The following is a 19420-nucleotide window of genomic DNA, read 5'->3' as shown; positions in this document are numbered from 1 at the left end:
GGGAGAGGGCCGGAGCCTCCGGCGGGGGTCAGACAGTGAGGCGGGCGTGAGCGGCTGTAGCCAGCGGCAGCGCGACGCCGAGTCGGGTCCGTAGCTGTGGCGCCGTGATCGGTCGGCCGTGTTCGGCGAGGTAGGTGGCGGCGATCGACCGGGCCGCGTCCATCAGCGGCTCAGGGACCGGGGAAGCCGTCTCCTTGGGCGGGGCTGTTTGCGGAGCGACAGCAGGCGTCGGGGCGGGGGCAGGCTTCTCAGCAGGTTCCGGGGCAGGCGCCGGCCGAGTTGCGGCGTGAAGGTGGCGGAGGAGTTGCGGGCCGACCGCTCCCCAGCCGAGGAGGAGCACGGGCGCGACGGTGTCGACGGCAGCGCGGCCGTAGTGTCCGGCGGCGATGGGTTCGGCGATGTTGAGGGCCAGCGTCAGCAGGCCGGACAGGTGCATGAGGCGTGTGGCGCCCTTGAGCTGTTGGGCGGGTACGCCGCGTAGGGACAGGTACCAGAGGGCCGCCAGGAGGCCGGTAACCGACAGGTCGACCATGGGGGCGATCAGGGGTGCGATGGGCCCGGGGACGCCGAGGCGGAGCGCGAGGGCCCAGACGTTGCCGAAGGAGAAGACGAACGCCAGGCCCGCGATGATGCCCATGACCACGATGACCGTGCGCTGGGTGATCCGGTCCTCAGTCATTGGGATGTCACCTCCTTTCGCTGCGTCGTTGGGTTGGGGGAGTCAGGCCGCTTCCGCGTCGTCGTCCTTGGAGAGCAGCCCCGGTAGCGGGATACGCGGGCCGGTCAGGGCCTCAAGGAGTTCGGCGGGGTCGCGGGTCAGGTGGGCGGTGTCGGCGGCGATGCGGGCCGCGTCCGCGTCGGCGACGTACGGGGTGCGGATGCGGGTGAAGCCGGGTCGGCCCTGGTGAGCCATGGAGGCGACGCCGACATAGGCCGGGTCCTGAAGCGCGGTCGGGTTCGCGTCCGGCCAGTTGCGGATGTCCTCCCCGAGGGCGACAACCGCCGCTTCAGCGGTCTTCTGCGCGAAGGACAGCCCCACGGGGCAGACATCGCGGATGAAGGTGGGGATGGCGTCGCCGGTCGCCTTCTGCGTCGCGATGATCACCACGATGCCGACACTGCGGCCCTTCTTCACCAGGTCCTCGACGAGGCGGGCGTTGTCGGCCGCCAGCGCCGCGAGCTTCTTCGTCTGCACGTCGGAGCCCTTGTAGTCGCGGAAGTAGGTGTGCGCCTCATCCACGACCAGGACGACCAGGGGCCAGGTGTCCGAGGGGCCCAGGTGCCACATGTTCTTGACGCCGAGCACGTCCCGGATCGACGCCGAGCGAGCACGCCGCAGCTTCACCAGCCGCTTGAACAGCGTGATCGCGTCGGTCAGGTCGTCACCGACGAAGGCGAACGCCCGCTGTGCCAGATCTGCGTAGTCCCCCTCGTGAGAGGAGGTCACCTTGCCGTCGGCGAAGGCGAACTGAACCGCCGCCGAGGGGGCGGTGTCACAGATGAAGCGGTTGATCAGCGAGGTTTTGCCGAAGCCGGGCAGACCGGCGACGGTGACGCCGGGCACGTCGGACAGGTCCACGCTCAACGGCTGCGCGTACTCATCCAGCCCCATGTGCCACCGGGCCAGTTCCTCCGGCACGTCACCAGTCGGGACGTGCTCAGTGGGCACGATCAACGGGTCCACCCGCACGTCCCGGACGACGAGCTGCCCCGGCTTGTCAGGCAGGACAGAGACGCGGGTACACCGCCAGGCATCCGCCAGGTACGGGGCCGCCTTCTGGAACTCGGCCAGGCTCACCTTCGGCACACACGCCGCACGCACGACGACCCCGTACCGGTCCGCGCGGACCTTGATCTTGGGGATGATCACCCGTGGCTTGGGCACCTTGCCGTCCTGGGAGATCACTACAGCCGCAGGAGTCTTGTCCTGCACGGACAACCCGGCCATCGGAGCCAGACGCCGCCAGCCAAAGCGGACACGGACCGCCTGACGGATACTCGCCCGCTTCATCCTGTCGGCCCGCACGTAGCGCACCAGCCACCACAGCGCCCATATGACGCCGAGGGCCAGGACCGCCCCGACCAGAGCCGAAGCGGTCCCCATGACTTCCTGCACAGTCACACCTTGTCCTCAGTCGAGTAGATGAAGCGGAACAGCGTTTGCATCAGCGCCGTCAGGTCCTGGCCCGCTGCCACCTCCGGATAGCCGTGCGACTCAAGGACCCCAGCCACGGCGAAGATCAAGCCGCAGTTGAACCGGGGGTCGTTGGGCGGGTCGTCCAACGGCAGCGGGTAGACCGGCCGACGGCCAGGCGCCGTCACTGGCCCTGCTCCGCGAACTGCGGTGCCCCAGCCAGCTCCAGCGAGCTAGCCCGGTAGGCAACCCCGTCGGAAAGCTGACCGTTGAACACCCGGGCCCACGGGATCGCGAACAGATCCACCGGCCGAACCGGCAGACCGAGGTTCAGCCCGTCCGGCAGTCCCGACTTCGGAACAGTGATCTTCATCTGCTCCGCACGACCGTCTTCCATGAGGAACACCGTCAGCGTGAACAGGTCCTCGCCGGTGTCGCGGTCCTGAGCGATCTTGCCCGTCTCCTGGTCCGCGATCTTCGGCACCGGCAGCGTCCCGACCATGAACATCGTGGACGGCAGCAGCCCCACGCGAATGCGCGCCATGACTCAAATTCCCTTCTGGTCCCCGGGATCGGTCCTCCCGGCGGATCACCACTGTCATCTAGCTGGGCTAGCTATGTCAAGCGAGCTAGGTGTCAGAGTTGGTGGGAGATAGGTCGGCTGTCTGTGATAGGTGGGCTAACGCGGGCTACCCTTGGGCCATGACGCCGCCGCCTCACGACTCGCGCCCGCCCTACCAGCAGGCCGCCGACGAGATCCGGAAAGAGATCAAGTCCGGCAGGCTCAAGCCGGGGGAACAGCTCCCCTCGCACCGGGAGCTGCAAGAGCGGTTCGGCGTCGCCAACATGACCGCCCGCAGCGCACTGCGCCTCTTGCGCGACGAGGGTCTGATTTACACCGTCCAGGGACGCGGCAGCTACGTAGCTGACGTGGTGGTCGTTCAGGACGGGGAAGTGACGGCGCTGGTTGAAGCCAAGAGCTCACAGCAGTTCCCCGAGCCTGAGGAAGCGGACGGGCCGGCATCTCCGGACACCTCCGAAGCAACCGGCCCGTACGCGGAAACGCTGCTCGCCATTCGTGAGCAGCTGCGGACGCTGAACGCAGAGGTTCAGGCTCTTAAGCAGGACGTCGCAGAGCTGAAGGGGGAGCAGGGGCGGGGGCACTCGACTCGCTGAGGTCTGCGATCTCCGCGCGCACGCTTTCCACCTCTTCGCAGATACGCTTGGCCATCGAGGCGATCTCCAACAGAAGCGCATGTTCCGACTCGTTCAGTGCCCAGGCTCCCATGGTCTCCGTCCGCCTGGCGGTGCGCTCGGGCTGAGTGCTGCCTGCCTGGCCTATGCGGTGGACGTGAGCTTCGTGCATTGCTTCCCCTTCGTGCGGCGTGCTCAGCGGAGTTGGACGAAATCGTGAGGTCAGTCGAAACCACCAGGGCCGTGTCGAGTCTCAGGTGATGATTGACGGGTTGGCGTCAGGTGATGCTTGACGCTTTCCCTAGACGATCTTCCGGCGGTTGTGTTCGCCGGACTTGCGGACCACCACCTCCTTCCTGGTGACACGCGGGACGGTGGTGATCAGCTCGCCGCTGTGGAATACCCGGATCGATGTCTCGTCCAGGTGGGCGGTGACGACCTGGTGCGCATAGCCGCGGCCGAGCTGGACGCGCTGTCCGGCGATCATGAAGCCGCCGACACTGCTGACCGTCCGTTCGGTGATCTGCTCGGCTGGCGGAGGCAGCAGCGGTGACGGCCCGGCCGGACGAGCACCTTGCAGGCGCCCGCATGCAGAGGGCGGCAGAGGGCTGGGCAGGGTGGCCTGCAAGACACGCTGCTCGTCCAGGACCTGAAGGACTTTCCCGTCGAGCCGGAGGGTGACCCGCTGTCCGGCGAACGGCCAGCCGATCAGGACCTTGTCACCGCCCAGGCCGACGTAGCCGACCGCGTTCACGGTCCGGTCCACCTCCACCACCCCCTTCGTGTCCTGCGCCGGTCTGGGATCCTCCGCCCAGGGCCCGGCGGGCCGGGCGCCCCCGCCTGCCAGCAGGGCTTTGAGGTCGCGGCCGGACAGCTTCGAGGGCAGCGTCTTGTGCCGACCGCCGCCGATCAACACGTGCAGCCGGTTCACGTCGATCCGCAAGGTCACCGTGATGCCGGCCAGTGCCGGACCGAACCAGACCTGCTGACCACGCAGGCTCAGGTTCCCCGACGCAGGCACCACCCGCTCCAGCTCGATCGCACCGACCTCTCCCTCCGCCATCGGCCAAACCGCCGCGACCGGCTCGGGAGGAGACACTGGGACATCAGGTTGGGGGACGGGGTCGAGGCGGGCGGGCAGCACCACCGGCAGCGCATCCTGCTCGGACCGCGGCCGGGAAACGAACCGGCTGGCCGGGACGGCCATCTCCAGTCCCTGGTGCGGCCGCATCCGGTTGTAGTCCTCCAGCCAGGCATCCACCGCCGCCTGCGCAGCCGCCAGGTCGACGAACGGATCACGCCGGTCGAGGAGTTCGCGCCGCAGAGTCTGGTGGAAGCGTTCGATCTTCCCCGTGGTCGTCGGGGACTGCGGCTTCGTCAGCCGGTGAGCGATGCCGTTCTCCCGGCAGATCCGGTCGAACATCGTCTCTCCGGGCTTGCCGGGACTGAAGCGGGAGGTGAACTGCTTGCCGTTGTCCGTCAGCACCTCGCCGGGCACTCCGAACCGCACCAGTGCCTCGCCGAAGGCCAGACACACCGCTCGGGCCGTGGCCCGCTGCACCACTTTCGCGATCACCATGAACCGGGAGTGGTCATCGATCCCGGTGACCATCTTGCACTCGCTGCCGTCCGCCAGCAGGATGTCGCCGACGATGTCCATCTGCCACAGTTCCATCGACGCCGACCGCTCCCACCTGCGGTAATCCGACCGGCGACGCTTACGCACCCCGGGCTCAACAAGTCCGTTGCGGACCAGGACTCGATAGACCGTCGCCCGGGACGGCACCGGCGTGATGCCCCTGCGTTCCACCTCGTGCACCAGCCGACGCGGGCCCCAGCCGCGATGCCGGCGCCGCAGTTCACACACCACCGCCTCCACCTCCGCCGCTATCCGGTGCGGGCACGAGTCCGGCCGGTGCGACCGGTCCGCCAGCCCCGGCAGACCCGACTGCTCGTACTTGCGCACCCACGAGTGCACTGACTGCCTCGACACCCCATACCGGGCGGCGACTTGGGTGACCGGAACCCCCGCGGCGACCTCCATCACCGCGTGATACCGCTGCTCGACCACGCTCAGCTCCACCAGCACGGCCCCGGCCCTCCCTGCACGCGGATACGACGCGCACAGCAAAGCCGAGACAAGCGGTGTCAAGCATCAGGTGAAGCCACAACGTCAAGCATCAACCGAGACAAGACAAAACCACCAGGGCCGGAGCTGTTCAGAGTTTCCTTACTGGATCAAGGCGGGCCGCTGACGCGGCCCGCGCGCGCTGGCGGCCAGTGGCCGCCGCCCGCTCCTGTCTCCGCCCCGCTCGCGTCGGCCCCGGCCCGCTCAGCGCGCAGACCCGCACAGCAACCCACCGGCCCCGCAAGGAACGTCTGAGCCCTGGCTTGATGTGACTCGGCAGACCGCTGAACACCCGCGAGCACGAGCACGACCAGGAGTACGACGCCGACCAGCCAGGCGAGGCAGGAGCACCGCACGCCGACAACGCCCGTGGCGCGGCGCCAAGTCTCGCGGCGGGCTGCGAACCGGCCCCGCAGTCGCCAAGTGGTCGGCTGGGGCTGCGCGGAGGCGTCTGCGGGTCAGAGATCGAGAACAGGAAGGCGTGGCTGATGACGGTGGGTGGCTGAGGGGGCCATGCGCAGGTGTCCGCGCGGCTCTCCCGCCGTCGTGGCTTGCTTTCGGTGGCTGAGGCATCAGAAGCGCTTGTCATTCGTGAAGGGCCCTATCAGTCAGATGGCTTGCAGTTGGGCCGAGGCAGCGAACGAGGGCACGACAAGCGCCCCGGTACCATTGGCACCAGGGTCCTGAACAGGGACTCTCCACCGGACCACCCTTCTCCCCGCCAAGGTCTGAGGGGTGGTCCGGCCTTGCGTCTGAGGTTGTGTGGTGGAACTGCGGGCTCAGCCGTCAGGGTGGCTGGGTGAGCCCCCGCCTACATCGGCCAAACCGGCGTTCTCCAGAAGGAATCTGAGGGTGTAGCCCAAGCTCTTCACGTGGGCTATGGCAGTGCACAGGCCCCCGCCCAGCCCTTGGTCCACCTCGTACGGGATGGAATCGAACGTGGCACGCTTCCGGTACCACTCCCGAGAACCACGCCAGAGGCCGTCGATCTGCTTCTCGGCTAAGGGCATCAGCGCCTTGATGTGCCCCAACAGGGCCTCGTGCAGGCAGCACAGCTTTTCGTAAGGAGGCAACGCCGACCGTTCAGCCAGAGCCGTGCTGATGGTTGCTTTGATCTCCGCTACGTCCACCGGTCGGCCATCCTCCCCGCGCTTGAGTGGTGCGAACGGGGAGACCGTAGAGGCCGAAAAAGGGGCTGACCCGGAAGAAAATTCCGGGTCAGCCCCTGAGCGTCCGGGTGTCGGCGGCTACTTGATCGCGCCGAGGTCTAGGTGTTCTGTCTCGGGAGGTTGTGGACGGGTGATGCAGGTCTCGGCTGAGGGATCTTGAACGGGTGAGGGCCTTCCGGGTTCGGTGTGGATTGCGACGTCTACACCGACCAGAAAGGCCCTCGTGCCCCACCGTAATGCACCCCTGACCGAGACCGGACGTCTGCGTCTGGCCCGTTGCGTGGTCGAGGACGGCTGGCCGCTCCGGCGGGCTGCCGAACGCTTCCAGGTCTCGCCGACCACGGCTCAGCGGTGGGCTGAGCGCTACCGGCTGCTGGGCGAGGCCGGGATGACCGACCGCTCCTCGCGTCCCCGTCACAGCCCGCGGCGGACGCCGACACGGACCGAGCGAAGGATCATCAAGGTCCGCCTCCTGCGCCGGTGGGGCCCGGCCCGCATCGCGCACCTGCTGGACCTCGTGCCCTCGACCGTGCACCGCGTGCTGACGCGGTTCGGGCTGGCCCGGCTGACCCATCTGGACCGTGCGACCGGCCGCGTCATACGCCGCTACGAACGCGAACATCCCGGCGAGCTCGTCCACGTCGACATCAAGAAACTGGGCAACATCCCCGACGGCGGCGGCCACAAGGTCCTCGGCCGCCAGGCCGGCCGCAAGACCCGCAAGAACGCCGGCTACAGCTACATCCACACCGCCGTCGACGACCACTCCCGCCTCGCCTACAGCGAGATCCACACCGACGAGAAGAAGGACACGGCCACCGGCTTCTGGGCCCGGGCACACGCCTACTTCACCAGCGTCGGCATCACCGTCGAACGCGTCCTGACCGACAACGGCGCCTGCTACAAGTCCCACACCTGGCGCGACACACTGGCAGCGGCCGGGATCACCCACAAGCGAACCCGGCCCTACCGGCCCCAGACCAACGGCAAGGTCGAACGCCTCAACCGCACCCTGCTCGACGAATGGGCCTACGCCCGCCCCTACCGGTCAGAACAGGAACGACGCGACGCGTTCCCGCAGTGGCTGCACACCTACAATCACCACCGCGGACACACCGCACTCGCAGGCAAACCACCCGCCAGCCGCGTCCCCAACCTCACAGAGCAATACATCTAGGGCAAGTTCGCGTACGTCCCGGCGGCGGCTCCGACCGTGCAGTCGCTGCGCCAGGTCGCGAGCGAACTCGTGCGCCTTCATCTGCTCGGGAGCGGTCCTGAAAGCTCGCTTCAGGTGATCGGCCGCGTCATCAGTGCGGCCAGCTTCGCCGTAGGCCCGAGCCACGTCAAGACGCGCTCGTGCCCGCCGCTCCACGGGCAGGGACCGGCTGGGTCGTATATGCGGCGCCATGTCCAAGGCCAGCTGTACGTCCTCGAACTCAAGCGCCGTCGCCAGCCGGTGAATTTCGACGTTCGTCGGACCGAAGGAGGTCCACATCTCGTTGATGTCGGCGCCGAGCAGATCGGCGGCCTGTTGCGCTTGAGCGATCATGTCAGCGGTCGTCGAGCGGTCGCGGACCCGTGCGGCAGCTACGGCACCGTTCAGGAACAGCGTCCCGTACTGCGAAAGCGCGGACGGTGAGGACTTCCACCAGCCCCGAGGCAGGTCACTGGCCGCATCTTGCGTGACGTTCACCGCCTCCGAGGCCAACCCGGCGCCGAGCTGGACGTGAGCGACACAGCGACGCAGCGCCAGCACGATGGCTGGGTCCCCGGTTTCACTCGCGGCAAGGTCACCTTGATCGGCCGCCGTCCAGGCGAGGTTCGTTTCCCCGAGCTTCCGGAGAAACGCTGCCGTGGCATGACAGGTGAGCGCGAAGAGCTTGAGTGCTCGCACACGATCCGGCCCCGCGGAATGCTCGTGCGTCGCCAGACGAGCGTCCGCCAGCAAGGCCGGGAGACGTTCAGCGAGGCGGGCGTACGCGGACGCTTGGAACAAACCCCAGACGTCATCGACCTCGACGGCGAGGCGTTCCAGGCGCAACGGCTCCCTGTTGTCGTACAGAGAACCGGCGAGCCTCCGTGACTGCATGAGCGCGGCCCGAATGGCCGGCACACTGCCCTCGTGACTGCCGTGGTCCTCCAGAAGTGCCGGGGCGCCTCGCAAGTCCTCGACATGCACGCGTAGGGCGTCCGCCAGGTCCGCGAGCATCTTCACGTTGTTCACCGGGATGCGTCCGGACTCCACCCGGTACACCCAGTCCTCGGAACGGTTCAGCAGCTCCCCGAGTTGCCACTGAAGCAGGCCACGGCGCTCCCGGTAGAACCGCACGCGCTTGCCGAACGGGAGATGGTTTGCCATGCCACGCACTGTGTGACCCCCTCACTCTGTGATCCCGAGTGTCACACGCGTAGTGGTATCGCGGCAGGTGAAGTGTCCGGCTCAAGCATTGAGGGGCACAGTCAGTAGGCTCGGGGCATGCCCGAGAACGATCACGAACAGCGGATGGCACGGCCACGAATGGCTTCAGGTGCGCTGTTCTTCGATGCCCAGGGTCGCGTCCTGCTGGTCCGTCCCTCGTACAAGCCGATGTGGGAGATCCCTGGTGGGTACGTCGAGACGGGCGAGTCTCCGTTGGCTGCCTGCCGCCGCGAGGTCGAGGAAGAGCTGGGCATCGCGCCGCCCATCGGTTCTCTCCTGGTGACCGACTGGGCACCGAACGCCAAGGAGGGCGACAAGGTTTTGTATGTCTTCGACGGGGGCGAACTCAGCCCGGATGCCGCAGCCTCGATCAAGCTCGCCCCGGACGAGCTGTTGGCCGCCGAGTTCCATCCGGTTGAAGACCTCGATCAGCTTCTGATCCCAAGGCTCGCCCGTCGCGTGAAGCGTGCCGTCATCGCGCGCGCCGAAGGTCTCCCGGCGTACCTCGAACATGGCGAGGTACCGGCACCAGCGTAGCCAAGCCACCGCGATCCCAGATATCGACGACGGCACACCCTCCACCCACGCCGCGCCGCGATCACCGCCCCAGAAGACTGTCACTGGCCCTTAAGGGCGCTGCCCGAACCAGCGGCTCAGAATCGGCCACTTCCTGGAACGCCGCGAGCGACCCTATCTGGGCTGAGCTTTGAGACCCCTTCGCCGAAGGGGTCAGGCATCGTGAGGGAGAGGACTCTCGGAACCACCCTCGAAAAGGAAGGCATAGACGTCGCTCAGATATGCATAAAGCGACTCCTTGTCGGGGAACTCGATGTCGGTCATGCCTTCGTACTCATCAACTGTCAAGCTCCGCTCCTCAAGCTCCGCTTTGAATCCCTCCTTAACGGATGCGGTCCATTTCGGGTTGCAGTGCTGGAGAGTTTCTCGGGTGGCGGCCATATCGTCGTAGGCTATTTCGAGCTGTAGATAGGTGCGCGTGAAGTGGTGAAATTCATCAGTCATGCCCAATAGGTTGCCACAGAGGGCCTGTCGGTACCCGGGCTCTCCCGGCTTCAACTTTGGGTGCGGCTCGGCTCGGGCAGCAGCGGCTCGAGCCGCGACCACAACTCGTCCCTTGGGTCACGGCAAGGCTTCTCACGTCGCGATGACATCAGCCCTGACATCAACGACGGCACACCGCACCCGTCAGCGCCTCCCTGCGACGACCGCTCGGGAAGTCGGCCAGGAGCCTCACCAGGCCCCTGCCCGAACCTTGTAAACAGAAGGTCGTCGGTTCGAATCCGACAGGCGGCTCCGCAGGTCAGAGGCCCCGTTCCTGGTGTGGGACGGGGCCTCTGTGGTGCCGATGACGGCAGTTTTGACGGCAGCCGTCCAATGATGTGAGTCGGAGATTCGTTGGCAGTATGCGGCGACCTTCGCCTGGCGTGGTCCGGCGACCACCGAAACCGACGTGACGGCCACCCCCGGGATCCTGCATGCTGCTGCCATGACGGCCCACCACCATGCGTCCCTCCATCTACCGGTCTGTGTGCGCTGCGGCCGTGTGGTCCGGGTCAACGCTGATCTCTACGACACCTTCGAGCGCATGCACTGGGTTTGCTTCCACTACGAGTTCGAACACGCGGTGGGCGATCCCGATCGCGATCCCGACCAGGCGTGCGACGATCCGTCGTGCCCGATGCGAGCACGGTTTCCGGAATCATCGGGCCACTAGTCTTCTGAGTCAGGAATTCTATTCAGATGTGTAGGGTTGCTTGGTGGCACGTACTGGGCGGCCGAAGGCCGAGTTGATCCTGTCGGATGAGGAGCGGGCTGCGCTGGAGGGATGGGTTCGGCGCCGTTCCACCCCGCAGGCGTGGGCTTTGCGGTGCCGGATCATCCTGGCCTGCGCGGCCGGCGCGTCCAACAAGGACGTGGCCGGACAACTAGGTTCGACGCCGCATGCGGTGGGCCGCTGGCGGAAGCGGTTCGTCGAGCACCGGATCGCCGGGCTGGGTGACATGCCGCGGTCCGGCGGGCCCCGGACGGTCACCGACGAGCAGGTCGCCGCCGTGGTGAAGCGGACACTGAATCCGCGCCGAAGAACGCCACGCACTGGTCGACGCGGGCAATGGCCACGGAGATGGGCCTGTCGCAGTCGACCGTGTCGCGGATCTGGCGGGCCTTCGGCCTGCAGCCACACCGCACCGAGACGTTCAAGCTGTCGACGGACCCGTACTTCGTCGACAAGGTCCACGACGTGGTCGGCCTCTATCTGGACCCGCCCGAGCGGGCCTTGGTTTTCTGTGTCGACGAGAAGTCGCAGATCCAGGCCCTGGACCGGTCCCAGCCGGTGCTGCCGATGATGCCCGGTGTCCCGCAGCGGGTCACCCATGACTACGTGCGCGCGGGCACCACCACATTGTTCGCCGCGCTGGAGGTGGCCACGGGGAAGGTGATCGGCTCCCTGCACCGCCGGCACCGGGCCGAGGAGTTCAAGAAGTTTCTGATCAAACTCGACCAGGAGATACCGGCGGACCTGGACGTGCACCTGGTGCTGGACAACTACGCCACCCACAAGACACCGGCGATCAAAACCTGGCTGCTGGCGCACCCCCGCTTTCACCTGCACTTCACGCCCACCGGCTCGTCCTGGCTCAACCTGGTCGAGCGGTGGTTCGCCGAGCTGACGAACAAGCAGATACGGCGAGGCGTCCACAGAAGCGTCCAGGCGTTGGAGAAGGACATCCGGACCTGGATCGCCGCATGGAACACCGACCCCAAGCCCTACGTCTGGACGAAGACCGCAGACGAGATCCTCGAACGCCTCGCCAGCTATCTGAATAGAATTCCTGACTCAGAAGACTAGCGCAGGTGTTGGACCTAGTGGATCAGGAATCGGCGGGGTCGCCGTCTCCGCTGAGGGCATCCCCGAGCCGTCCGATCGCGTCGCGCTGCTCGTCGAGGCGAACGAAGGTGTAGATGTCCATGGTCACTCGGATCGAGCTGTGCCCGAGTACCTGCATGATCGTCCGGGCGCTGGCGCCCTGCTCGTGGAGGAGCGAGGCGCACGTGTGGCGCAGGTCGTGAAAGCGGACCTTGCGGACCCCGGCGCGAGTCGTCAGTGCCTGGAACGAGCGGTTGAGGTTACGGGGCTCGATCGGGGTTCCGAACTTCGTGGTGAAGATCAGCCCGCTTCCGTTTTCCCGCCACTTGTCCCCGGCAAGCCGTTTGTCTGTGAGCTGCTGTGTCCGCTGGGCGCGGAGCGCTGTGATGCACTCGGGCGGAAGCGGGATTCGACGGGCTGACTTCTGGGTCTTCGGCGGGACGATGACCAGGTCGCCGCCGACGCGCTGAAGGGTCTGCCGTACGGTCAGCACGCCCTTGTCCAGGTCCACGTCTTCCCACCGCAGGCCCAGCAGCTCGCCGCGCCGCAGACCGAGCCGTACGGCCAGCTCATACGCGGCGCACAGTCGATTGCCCCGGGCAGCGGCCAGGAGTTGTCGCCCCTCGGCGGCGGTGAGCGGTTCGATCTCGCGCATCGTGCCCATGCCCAGCTCCACATTCTTGGCGACGTTCCGGGGGATCTCGTCTTCGCGCACGGCGTGCTGAAGAGCGCTCCGGAGGAGCGCAAGCAGGATGCGCACAGTTCGGTCCGACGGGGTCTGATGGCAGCACTTGCCGAGGGCGCAGCAACGCTGTTTGGCCTTGGGGCGGTTCTTGTCCTTGCCCTGGGCGCAGCACTGGCAGGTCTGGGCTGTCTTCAGGAGGAAGGCTCGGATGTCGCGGGCCGACAGGCGCCCGAGCTTCTTCTTGCCGAGACCCGGCGCGACGTAGTTGCGAACCCAGGACTCGTAGTTGACGTAGGTGGTCTTGCGGACCTTGACCTGGGCGACGTGCGTGAGCCAGTACGTCAGGTACTCGCTAAGCGTCATCTTGCTCGCGGCTATCGGTAGGCCGCTGTGGGAGTTGGCTTTGAGCCGGGTGAGCTTGTCATGCGCGTCGTTCCACGGTTGGGACTGCTGCACGTATAGGTGACAGTCGGTTTTCATGCGGCGAGGGCGGCGGGCTTCATGGTGGTCTCGTACTCGATGGGGGTCAAACGGCCCAGGCGTAGTTGTCTGCGGCGTCGGTGGTAGGTCCGCTCGATCCAGGTGACGATCGCGGTGCGGAGGTCCTGCCGGGTGGCCCAGGTGCGGCGGTCGAGGACGTTGTTCTGCAGCAGAGCGAAGAAGGATTCCATGGCGGCGTTGTCGCCGGCCGAGCCGACTCTTCCCATGGATCCGGCCAGGCCGTGGCGGTGCAGAGCGTGGACGTACTTTCTTGATCGGAATTGCGATCCGCGGTCGGAATGGACTGTGCAGCCGGCCACGTCCCCTCTTCTGGCGGCCGCGTTGTCCAGGGCGTTCACCGCGAGGCGGGCCTTCATCCGGTTGTCGATGGAGTAGCCGACGATCCGGCCGCAGAAGGCGTCCTTGACCGCGCACAGGTACAGCTTGCCCTGGCTCGTGGGGTGTTCGGTGATGTCGGTCAGCCACAGCTGGTTCGGGGCATCGGCGGTGAAGTCGCGTTGGACGAGATCATCGTGCACGGCCGGACCCGGTCTCTTGCCGTTCTTCGATCGCTTCTTCCCGAAGGCCGACCACCAGGCGTTGTCCCGGCAGATCCGCCACGCGGTCCGCTCGCTCATGCGCTCCCCGGCCGTCTCGGCCTCCCCGGCGAGAAGGCGGTAGCCGAACTCGGGGTCGTCGCGGTGGGCGTCGAACAGCGCATTCGCGCGGTAGGCCACGGTGACCTCGGCATCGGTCACGGGCTGAGACAGCCAGCGGTAGTAGTGCTGGCGGGAGAGCTTGAGCATCCGGCACGCGACCGCGACGGGGACTCCGTCGGCGGCGAGCTCTCTCACGAGCGGGTAGAGCCTTTTCCCGGCAAGTTCGCCTGCGACAGATACGCGGCAGCTCGGCGCAGGACCTCGTTCTCCTGCTCCAGCAGCCGGACCCGCTTCTTCAGCTCAGTGTTCTCCGCCGACTCAGACCTGGTGACACCGGGCTTCTCGCCGTCCTCGACCGCGGCCTGGCGCATCCACTTCGACAGCGTCATCTCATGGACGCCGAAGTCCTTCGCGATCTGCGCGAGGGTGACGCCCTTCTCGCGGTTGAGCGCGACGCGGACCACGTCGTCACGGAACTCTTGAGGATAGGGAACTGGCACGGCTACATCCTTCCAGGCCGCCCTACGGGCAAGCCAGAGCAGATGTCACCCGACCATGCAGCAGACCCGGACGCGGTGGACGGCGACCCGGTGGACGCGGAACCGGTGCGGGGGAACTCGCTGCTGAACAGCGCCCGGGACCCGCCTGCTTGGATCGCACCATGGAATACAAGGGCCGACTCGGCGAGAAGACTTCCCCGGCGTACGACGCCATTGCGCGCGGACGGGTCGAGGACCTCACCCGGCTGCTGGACATCGGGGTCGACCCGAATGGGGTGTCGTCGAACATGACGTTGCTGCTGCACGCGATCGACGTCGAGGCGGACGGTGCGGTCCAGACGGGGAAGCCGCTGAACTCCGCGTGCACGGCGGCGCTGCTGGCCTATGGTGCCGACCCCGAACTCTCGGGCCCCGACGGTACGGTCCCCCGGCTCTTCGCCTTTCACTGCGGTCACGGGCCGGCCGTTCGCCTGATCGAGTCCCATATGCGTCGCCGCCGCGGCGGCAGCCTCACCGACCCCTGTCCCACGTTGCCTCCTGCCGAGCCCGAGCCCGAGCCCGAGCCCGAGCCCGAGACGGCAGCCGGCACCTGAGTCAGCGCGTTCGACGGTGAGGAGGGGTGCGCACGGTAGCCCCGAGCCGTCGGTCGACGCGCAGCGCCGGCCGGGTGAGCCGATTGCGTTCCCCGGGCGGATCGAACGGTCTTCGGGCCCGGGCCGGCTGCCGGACGCCGTCCGCGTCCGGCAGGTTCCACCTCGTATGTCCTGTCCCGCGGCGGAATGGCGCTGCCCGTGGAGTGCCGTACCAACGCGGGGCGGGCGGCCGTGGCGCGGCCGATTCGTTCAAGAAAGTCGGACGGGCGGAGGGCTACCGTCGTCCCATGAGCAGCCAAGTCACCGCATCACGCCACGTGAGCGTCTATATCGACCGACCCCTCGGCGAGGTCTACGACTATGCGTCGAACCCGGTGAATCTGCCCGTGTGGGCCCATGGGCTGGGAGATTCCATCGAACAGAGGGACGAGGGGTGGGTCGCGGAGTCGTCGCCGATGGGGCGGGTGGTGGTCACTTTCACACCGCGTAATGAGCTGGGTGTGCTCGATCACGACGTCACGTTGCCTTCGGGGCAGTCCGTCTACAACCCGGTGCGCGTGATCGCCCATGGTGCGGGGAGCGAGGTGGTGTTCACGCTGCGTCGGCGGCCGGAGATGAGTGAGGCCGACTTCGAGCGGGACGCGGACACCGTTGCCGCCGACCTTGCCCGGCTCAAGTCGATCGTGGAGTCCGGGTAGGTCCTGCCCGGCCGCGACGGGCCGAACAGGACCTCCCTGGCAGGGCCGGTTCAGCGTTTGAACGTGAAGGTGAAGTTGGCGGAGAGTTTGCCGCTCAGGCGGACCGTCGAGACGAGGTTGCCCTCGGCGAGCAGTCTCCCCACTTCGGCCCGTGAAAGGCCGAAGCCGTCAGCGATCAGGCGTACCGGGCGGATGGGTATCCGTGCGGCGAAGCGGACCGAGACTTCGAGCGTCTCGCCTTCCGGCAGGGCCGCCGCCTCGTCCGCCGGTGCCCGCTCGCCCGGCCCGTCCCCGGCCGCCGGCGGCGTCGGGCCGGAGGTCTCCAGTCGCCAGGCGTCGCGCCAGTCGAGGGCGATGCGGTTGCGACGCCGTACGGGCGGGTCCTGGAGCAGTTCGGCTGCCAGGCCGGGGTCGTTGCCGTGCAGGCGGTCCAGTAGGTCGGGTCGGATGGAGCGGACGTTGATCCGCTCCAGGACGGTGAGCTTGGTGGTCTCCCCGCAGCCGGTGCACAGGGCGAGGAGCCAGGCGTCGAGGAGCTTGTGGTTCGCGTTGACGCGGAATTTGCCGCTCGTGCGGAAGCGCTCGGAGGCGCAGACATGACAACGGCGGAGGATTTCGGGCAGGCAGGTGGGAACGACCACCCAGGTCGTTTGCACAGCAGTACACCGGTTTCAGTGAGAAGTCCGCAGCGGAAAGCAGCGCGGCGCACAGGCGCGACGCGCGACAGATCAGCACTCGGGGGGTCTCACTTGGTGTACAAGGGCACGTCCTCGGTGAGGCGACAAGGGCGGTAGCACGGTAGCGGCACCCCGGACTGCCGCTCCACTGCTTTTTCAGGGGACGCCCGCACCCCCACCGACAGGCAGCCGGTGTGGCCCCGGCCGGTTGTCACCGCGTCACCGGCGGCCTTCGTAGCGCTGCATCAGCTGGTTGCCGACGCGCCAGCCGACGACGGCCGCACCCGCTGCCACGGGCCAGGACACCAGGTCGGGGGCGCCGAACAGGGCGGACAGCACCGCCCCTACGACGCAGAAGGCCGTGAGGGCGCCGCCTGCGCGGAGTGCCCAGCGAAACCGCTCGCGCAGGAAGTTGCTCTCGTCCATGTCGTCCCCCGGGCGGTGCGTAGATGGGCCGTCAGCAGCGCCCGTTCCTGATGATGGGCGTCGGGCGGCTGCCGTATGTGCGACGCCGTACCCGTCGCGGGCGGGTTCATCCCCGTTCGGCGCGGAAGCGTCGCGCATCCGAGGTGCGGTGCGGCGGCGCGCCGGCGCTTGTCGTGTGCGCATGTTCCGTGCAGGGCGTGCTCTGTGCTGGACGTGCCGGCTGGGTGCGCGGGCTCAGGCGGTGGTTGTGGGTGTGGTCGGCGGGGTGTGGGGGAGGAGCGCGTCGGCGAAGGTGCGGAGTCCGCGGGCGTAGGTGTCGCGTGCGGCCAGCTCCGGCCACCGGTCGCCGATGGCGGCGAGGCGGGGCGTCTGCGTGGCGTCGAGGCCGCTGAAGGAGGGGCCGCGGGGGGCGGGGTGCGTGCCGTCGGCCGGTCGGCGCACCGAGTGGGCGCGGACGAGGATCTCGCCGACGGTGTAGTACCAGAGGTCCCGGAAGACGTCGACGGCCTGGGCGGGTGTGCAGCCGCAGTCCTCGGCTCCGGCGACGATGGCTTCGACCATCCACAGGGCCGATGCGTCGAGCAGGCCGACGAATCCGTCGGCGGTGAGGATCTCCGCGGCCCAGGGCCAGTTGGCGAGGGCGTCGTGCAGGGCGGTGGCGGCCGTGACGACGCGGTCGCGCGGGTCGTCCGGCAGTTGCGGGCGTTCGCTCTGGTCGACGTGGTGGTTGAGGAGGAGGACGAGCAGTTCGTCCTTGTCCCGGATGTGGTGGTACAGGGTCGTCGCGCCGACGCCGAGTTCGGCGGCCAGGCGGCGGATGGTCAGTTTCTCCCAGCCGTCCCGGTCGATGAGCCGGCGGGCCGCCGCCAGGATCTCCGCGCGGGAGGTCAACCGCGGGCGGCCGGTGCGACCGGTGCGTCCGCTGCGGCCGGAGTCCCTGGCGGGGCCGGTGCGAGTGCCGGTGCGAGCGCTCCCGTCCTGCGGTCTCGGTGCGGGTGACTCGCGTGCCTCGGACATCTCACGTACGTCGGGCGTCTCACGTGTCTCGGCTGACTCGTGTGGGCCGGTCGGCTCGGACGGTTCGGGCGGTCGAGGCATTGCCCCATCATGCCGTCCCGTCTGTCGGGACGAGGACGGCGCCTCCGCCGTGGACGAGGCCGTCCCGCCCATGCCGCTGAGCGCGGTGATCCCTCGCCGTCCGCGCAGTCGTGGCCCGCTCCCGAAGCTCTTTGTGAGCGCGGACGCTCCAGTGCTACTTTTGGAACATGTTCGAAAATTTGCCCCGCCCCGCCACGGGCCCCCGCCGGGAACGGAGAAGAACGCGATGACGGAGAGCCGAACCGCCCGCCCCGGATTGACGCTTGCCGCGGTGGCTGTCGTGCAGTTCATGGTGTCGCTGGACCTGTCGGTCGTGAATGTCGGACTCCCGAAGATTGCCGAGGGTCTCGGCTTCAGCGATGCGGGCCTGACCTGGGTCATCCACGCCTACGCCCTCACCTTCGGCGGGCTGCTGCTCCTGGGAGGCCGGACCGCGGACCGGTACGGCCGCAAGCGCGTCCTGCTGCTCGGGCTGGCTCTGTTCGGCCTTGCCTCGCTGGTCGGGGGCCTCGCCCATGAGCCCGGCCACCTCGTCGCCGCCCGGGCCGCGCAGGGCGTGGGGGCCGCCGCGCTGGCACCGGCCGCGCTGGCGGTGCTGGCCGAGACGTTCCTCGAGGGGCGGGCGCGGGTCCGGGCCTTCGGTGTGTGGAGTGCGATGAACGCCGCGGGCGGCGCCATGGGCGTGCTGATGGGCGGGTTGCTCACCGAGTACGCCGACTGGCGCTGGGTGATGTTCGTGAACGTGCCGATGGCCGCCTGCGCGCTGGCACTGGCCTGGCGCGGCGTCGCCGACAGCGCGCCGGCTCCCCGTGGCCGTCCGGACGTGCTCGGTGCCGTCCTGGTGACGGCGGGGACGACGCTGCTGGTGTTCGGCATCGTCCGGACCGACCGGTACGCCTGGGGCTCGCTGGTCACTCTGGTGACGCTGGCGGTCGCCGCTGTGCTGCTGGCCGCGTTCCTCCACGTCGAGCGGACCACGGCCCGCGAACCGCTGGTCCGGCTGGGCCTGTTCGCCAACAGATCGGTCGCGGGTGCGAACACCTACAATCTCCTGGTGGGTGCGGCGATGGCCGCGTCCTTCTACTTCGTCTCCCTCTACCTCCAGCAGGTCCTCGGGAACGGTCCGGCGCTGACCGGGGTGATGTTCCTGCCCTTCGCCCTCGCGGTGATCGCCGGGTCGGTGCTCGCCATCGTCCTCGGCTACCGCGTCGCGCCCCGCACCCTGCTGGTCGTCGGCGGGTCGCTGACCGCGGCCGGGTTCGCCTGGTTCGGCCTGATCAGCGCCGACGGCGCCTTCGCCACCGATGTCCTCGGGCCGTCGGTCGTCGCCGGGGCCGGCTTCGGGCTCTGCCTCGGGCCCGTCGTCTCCACCGCCACCGCGGGGGTGGCAGCGCATGAGGTGGGTACCGCGTCCGGCCTGCTCAACAGCTCTCGCCAGATCGGTGCCTCCCTCGGGCTGGCGGTACTGGGCACCGCGGCCCAGCACCGCGCCGGCGGCGCCGTCACTCCCGAGGCGCTCAACACGGGGTACGCGCTCGGCCTGCGCCTCGGCGCCGGGCTGTTGGCCGCCGCCGTCCTCGTCGCGCTTCTCGTCCTGCGCCGGTCCGGCCCGCCCGCACGTGCCGAGCGGGCCGAGCGGGGCGACGACCACGATGCCGTGCCTGTGCTGGACTGAT

At 68.2% G+C, this 19420-nt stretch carries 18 protein-coding genes and 2 pseudogenes; 8 read left to right on the top strand and 12 right to left on the bottom strand.

Translation table 11 applies throughout. From position 1 onward, the window contains the following. Positions 1 to 28: 28 nt before the first annotated feature. From P2424_RS13800 to P2424_RS13790, 3 genes are all read right to left on the bottom strand, one after another. Positions 29 to 679, bottom strand: coding sequence for a DUF2637 domain-containing protein (locus P2424_RS13800; RefSeq protein ID WP_276476047.1), 651 nt, complete (start codon positions 677 to 679; stop codon positions 29 to 31). A 42-nt stretch (positions 680 to 721) separates the two neighbouring features. Next, positions 722 to 2104, bottom strand: coding sequence for an FtsK/SpoIIIE domain-containing protein (locus P2424_RS13795; protein WP_276478963.1), 1383 nt, complete (start codon positions 2102 to 2104; stop codon positions 722 to 724). Positions 2105 to 2318: 214 nt separating this feature from the next. Continuing rightward, positions 2319 to 2678, bottom strand: a complete 360-nt coding sequence (locus P2424_RS13790; RefSeq protein ID WP_276476046.1) for a hypothetical protein — start codon at positions 2676 to 2678, stop codon at positions 2319 to 2321. A gap of 158 nt (positions 2679 to 2836) precedes the next feature. Here P2424_RS13790 and P2424_RS13785 point away from each other — a divergent pair, with 158 nt between their 5' ends. Next, entirely contained in the window at positions 2837 to 3310 is a 474-nt protein-coding gene (locus P2424_RS13785) for a GntR family transcriptional regulator (RefSeq protein ID WP_276476045.1), read from the top strand. 319 nt (positions 3311 to 3629) lie between these two features. On the opposite strand, the gene P2424_RS13780 is transcribed toward P2424_RS13785, so the two are convergent. Together P2424_RS13780 and P2424_RS13775 are read right to left on the bottom strand one after the other, a co-directional pair. Beyond that, positions 3630 to 5405 (bottom strand): IS481 family transposase, encoded by a 1776-nt coding sequence (locus P2424_RS13780; protein WP_276478962.1) that lies wholly within the window; start codon positions 5403 to 5405, stop codon positions 3630 to 3632. Between the two features lie 830 nt (positions 5406 to 6235). Next, positions 6236 to 6586: a DUF6415 family natural product biosynthesis protein gene (locus P2424_RS13775; protein WP_276476044.1), complete on the bottom strand. Its 351-nt coding sequence runs from the start codon at positions 6584 to 6586 to the stop codon at positions 6236 to 6238. A gap of 262 nt (positions 6587 to 6848) precedes the next feature. Here P2424_RS13775 and P2424_RS13770 point away from each other — a divergent pair, with 262 nt between their 5' ends. After that, complete coding sequence (locus P2424_RS13770; RefSeq protein ID WP_276475919.1) at positions 6849 to 7802, top strand: IS481 family transposase; 954 nt, start codon at positions 6849 to 6851, stop codon at positions 7800 to 7802. Positions 7803 to 8798: 996 nt separating this feature from the next. On the opposite strand, the pseudogene P2424_RS13765 reads toward P2424_RS13770, so the two are convergent. After that, positions 8799 to 8984: pseudogene (locus tag P2424_RS13765) on the bottom strand (helix-turn-helix transcriptional regulator); the annotation flags it as partial. A 117-nt stretch (positions 8985 to 9101) separates the two neighbouring features. On the opposite strand from P2424_RS13765, the gene P2424_RS13760 reads away from it, so the two are divergent. Continuing rightward, positions 9102 to 9581 (top strand): NUDIX hydrolase, encoded by a 480-nt coding sequence (locus tag P2424_RS13760; RefSeq protein WP_276476043.1) that lies wholly within the window; start codon positions 9102 to 9104, stop codon positions 9579 to 9581. Positions 9582 to 9773: 192 nt separating this feature from the next. On the opposite strand, the gene P2424_RS13755 is transcribed toward P2424_RS13760, so the two are convergent. Beyond that, on the bottom strand, positions 9774 to 10064 hold the full coding sequence (locus P2424_RS13755; protein WP_276476042.1) for a hypothetical protein: 291 nt from the start codon (positions 10062 to 10064) through the stop codon (positions 9774 to 9776). Positions 10065 to 10512: 448 nt separating this feature from the next. Here P2424_RS13755 and P2424_RS13750 point away from each other — a divergent pair, with 448 nt between their 5' ends. After that, positions 10513 to 10776: a hypothetical protein gene (locus P2424_RS13750; protein ID WP_276476041.1), complete on the top strand. Its 264-nt coding sequence runs from the start codon at positions 10513 to 10515 to the stop codon at positions 10774 to 10776. Between the two features lie 43 nt (positions 10777 to 10819). Then, a pseudogene (locus P2424_RS13745) lies at positions 10820 to 11910 on the top strand (IS630 family transposase). Between the two features lie 22 nt (positions 11911 to 11932). On the opposite strand, the gene P2424_RS13740 reads toward P2424_RS13745, so the two are convergent. Beyond that, the gene (locus tag P2424_RS13740) at positions 11933 to 12976 is read right to left on the bottom strand and encodes a site-specific integrase (RefSeq protein WP_276476040.1); all 1044 of its coding nucleotides are present in this window, start codon (positions 12974 to 12976) and stop codon (positions 11933 to 11935) included. A 113-nt stretch (positions 12977 to 13089) separates the two neighbouring features. Continuing rightward, positions 13090 to 14252, bottom strand: a protein-coding gene (locus tag P2424_RS13735) for an IS3 family transposase (protein WP_276476039.1) whose coding sequence is annotated in 2 segments (ribosomal slippage) — positions 13090 to 13965 and positions 13968 to 14252 — 1161 coding nt in all. Because the reading frame shifts where the segments join, the coding sequence is not laid out codon by codon here. 161 nt (positions 14253 to 14413) lie between these two features. Here P2424_RS13735 and P2424_RS13730 point away from each other — a divergent pair. Together P2424_RS13730 and P2424_RS13725 are read left to right on the top strand one after the other, a co-directional pair. Next, positions 14414 to 14845 (top strand): ankyrin repeat domain-containing protein, encoded by a 432-nt coding sequence (locus P2424_RS13730; protein WP_276476038.1) that lies wholly within the window; start codon positions 14414 to 14416, stop codon positions 14843 to 14845. A gap of 287 nt (positions 14846 to 15132) precedes the next feature. Next, positions 15133 to 15543: an SRPBCC family protein gene (locus P2424_RS13725; RefSeq protein ID WP_276476037.1), complete on the top strand. Its 411-nt coding sequence runs from the start codon at positions 15133 to 15135 to the stop codon at positions 15541 to 15543. Positions 15544 to 15593: 50 nt separating this feature from the next. Here P2424_RS13725 and P2424_RS13720 read toward each other — a convergent pair whose 3' ends face one another. The 3 genes from P2424_RS13720 to P2424_RS13710 all read right to left on the bottom strand — a co-directional run bounded on the left by P2424_RS13720 (position 15594) and on the right by P2424_RS13710 (position 17537). Continuing rightward, positions 15594 to 16199 carry a DUF1062 domain-containing protein gene (locus P2424_RS13720; protein ID WP_276476036.1) on the bottom strand — a complete coding sequence of 202 codons (606 nt, stop codon included), beginning with the start codon at positions 16197 to 16199 and terminating at the stop codon, positions 15594 to 15596. Positions 16200 to 16439: 240 nt separating this feature from the next. Next, the gene (locus tag P2424_RS13715) at positions 16440 to 16646 is read right to left on the bottom strand and encodes a hypothetical protein (protein ID WP_276476035.1); all 207 of its coding nucleotides are present in this window, start codon (positions 16644 to 16646) and stop codon (positions 16440 to 16442) included. 234 nt (positions 16647 to 16880) lie between these two features. Beyond that, entirely contained in the window at positions 16881 to 17537 is a 657-nt protein-coding gene (locus P2424_RS13710) for a TetR/AcrR family transcriptional regulator (protein WP_276478961.1), read from the bottom strand. Positions 17538 to 17970: 433 nt separating this feature from the next. Between P2424_RS13710 and P2424_RS13705 the strand changes: the two genes are divergently transcribed. Then, positions 17971 to 19419, top strand: a complete 1449-nt coding sequence (locus P2424_RS13705; protein ID WP_276476034.1) for an MFS transporter — start codon at positions 17971 to 17973, stop codon at positions 19417 to 19419. Position 19420: the final 1 nt, after the last annotated feature.

Origin of the sequence: Streptomyces sp. WMMB303, from assembly GCF_029351045.1 — a bacterium.
Lineage (GTDB): Bacteria > Actinomycetota > Actinomycetes > Streptomycetales > Streptomycetaceae > Streptomyces.
Note: the sequence above shows the minus strand (reverse complement) of the source record. Positions and strands in the feature narration are given on the sequence as shown.

Coding starts and splice junctions, on each gene's coding strand:
- P2424_RS13800 (WP_276476047.1), bottom strand. CDS start 679: ATGACTGAGGACCGGATCACCCAGCGCACGGTCATCGTGGTCATGGGC.
- P2424_RS13795 (WP_276478963.1), bottom strand. CDS start 2,104: ATGGGGACCGCTTCGGCTCTGGTCGGGGCGGTCCTGGCCCTCGGCGTC.
- P2424_RS13790 (WP_276476046.1), bottom strand. CDS start 2,678: ATGGCGCGCATTCGCGTGGGGCTGCTGCCGTCCACGATGTTCATGGTC.
- P2424_RS13785 (WP_276476045.1), top strand. CDS start 2,837: ATGACGCCGCCGCCTCACGACTCGCGCCCGCCCTACCAGCAGGCCGCC.
- P2424_RS13760 (WP_276476043.1), top strand. CDS start 9,102: ATGCCCGAGAACGATCACGAACAGCGGATGGCACGGCCACGAATGGCT.
- P2424_RS13755 (WP_276476042.1), bottom strand. CDS start 10,064: ATGACTGATGAATTTCACCACTTCACGCGCACCTATCTACAGCTCGAA.
- P2424_RS13740 (WP_276476040.1), bottom strand. CDS start 12,976: ATGACGCTTAGCGAGTACCTGACGTACTGGCTCACGCACGTCGCCCAG.
- P2424_RS13730 (WP_276476038.1), top strand. CDS start 14,414: ATGGAATACAAGGGCCGACTCGGCGAGAAGACTTCCCCGGCGTACGAC.
- P2424_RS13725 (WP_276476037.1), top strand. CDS start 15,133: ATGAGCAGCCAAGTCACCGCATCACGCCACGTGAGCGTCTATATCGAC.
- P2424_RS13715 (WP_276476035.1), bottom strand. CDS start 16,646: ATGGACGAGAGCAACTTCCTGCGCGAGCGGTTTCGCTGGGCACTCCGC.
- P2424_RS13705 (WP_276476034.1), top strand. CDS start 17,971: ATGACGGAGAGCCGAACCGCCCGCCCCGGATTGACGCTTGCCGCGGTG.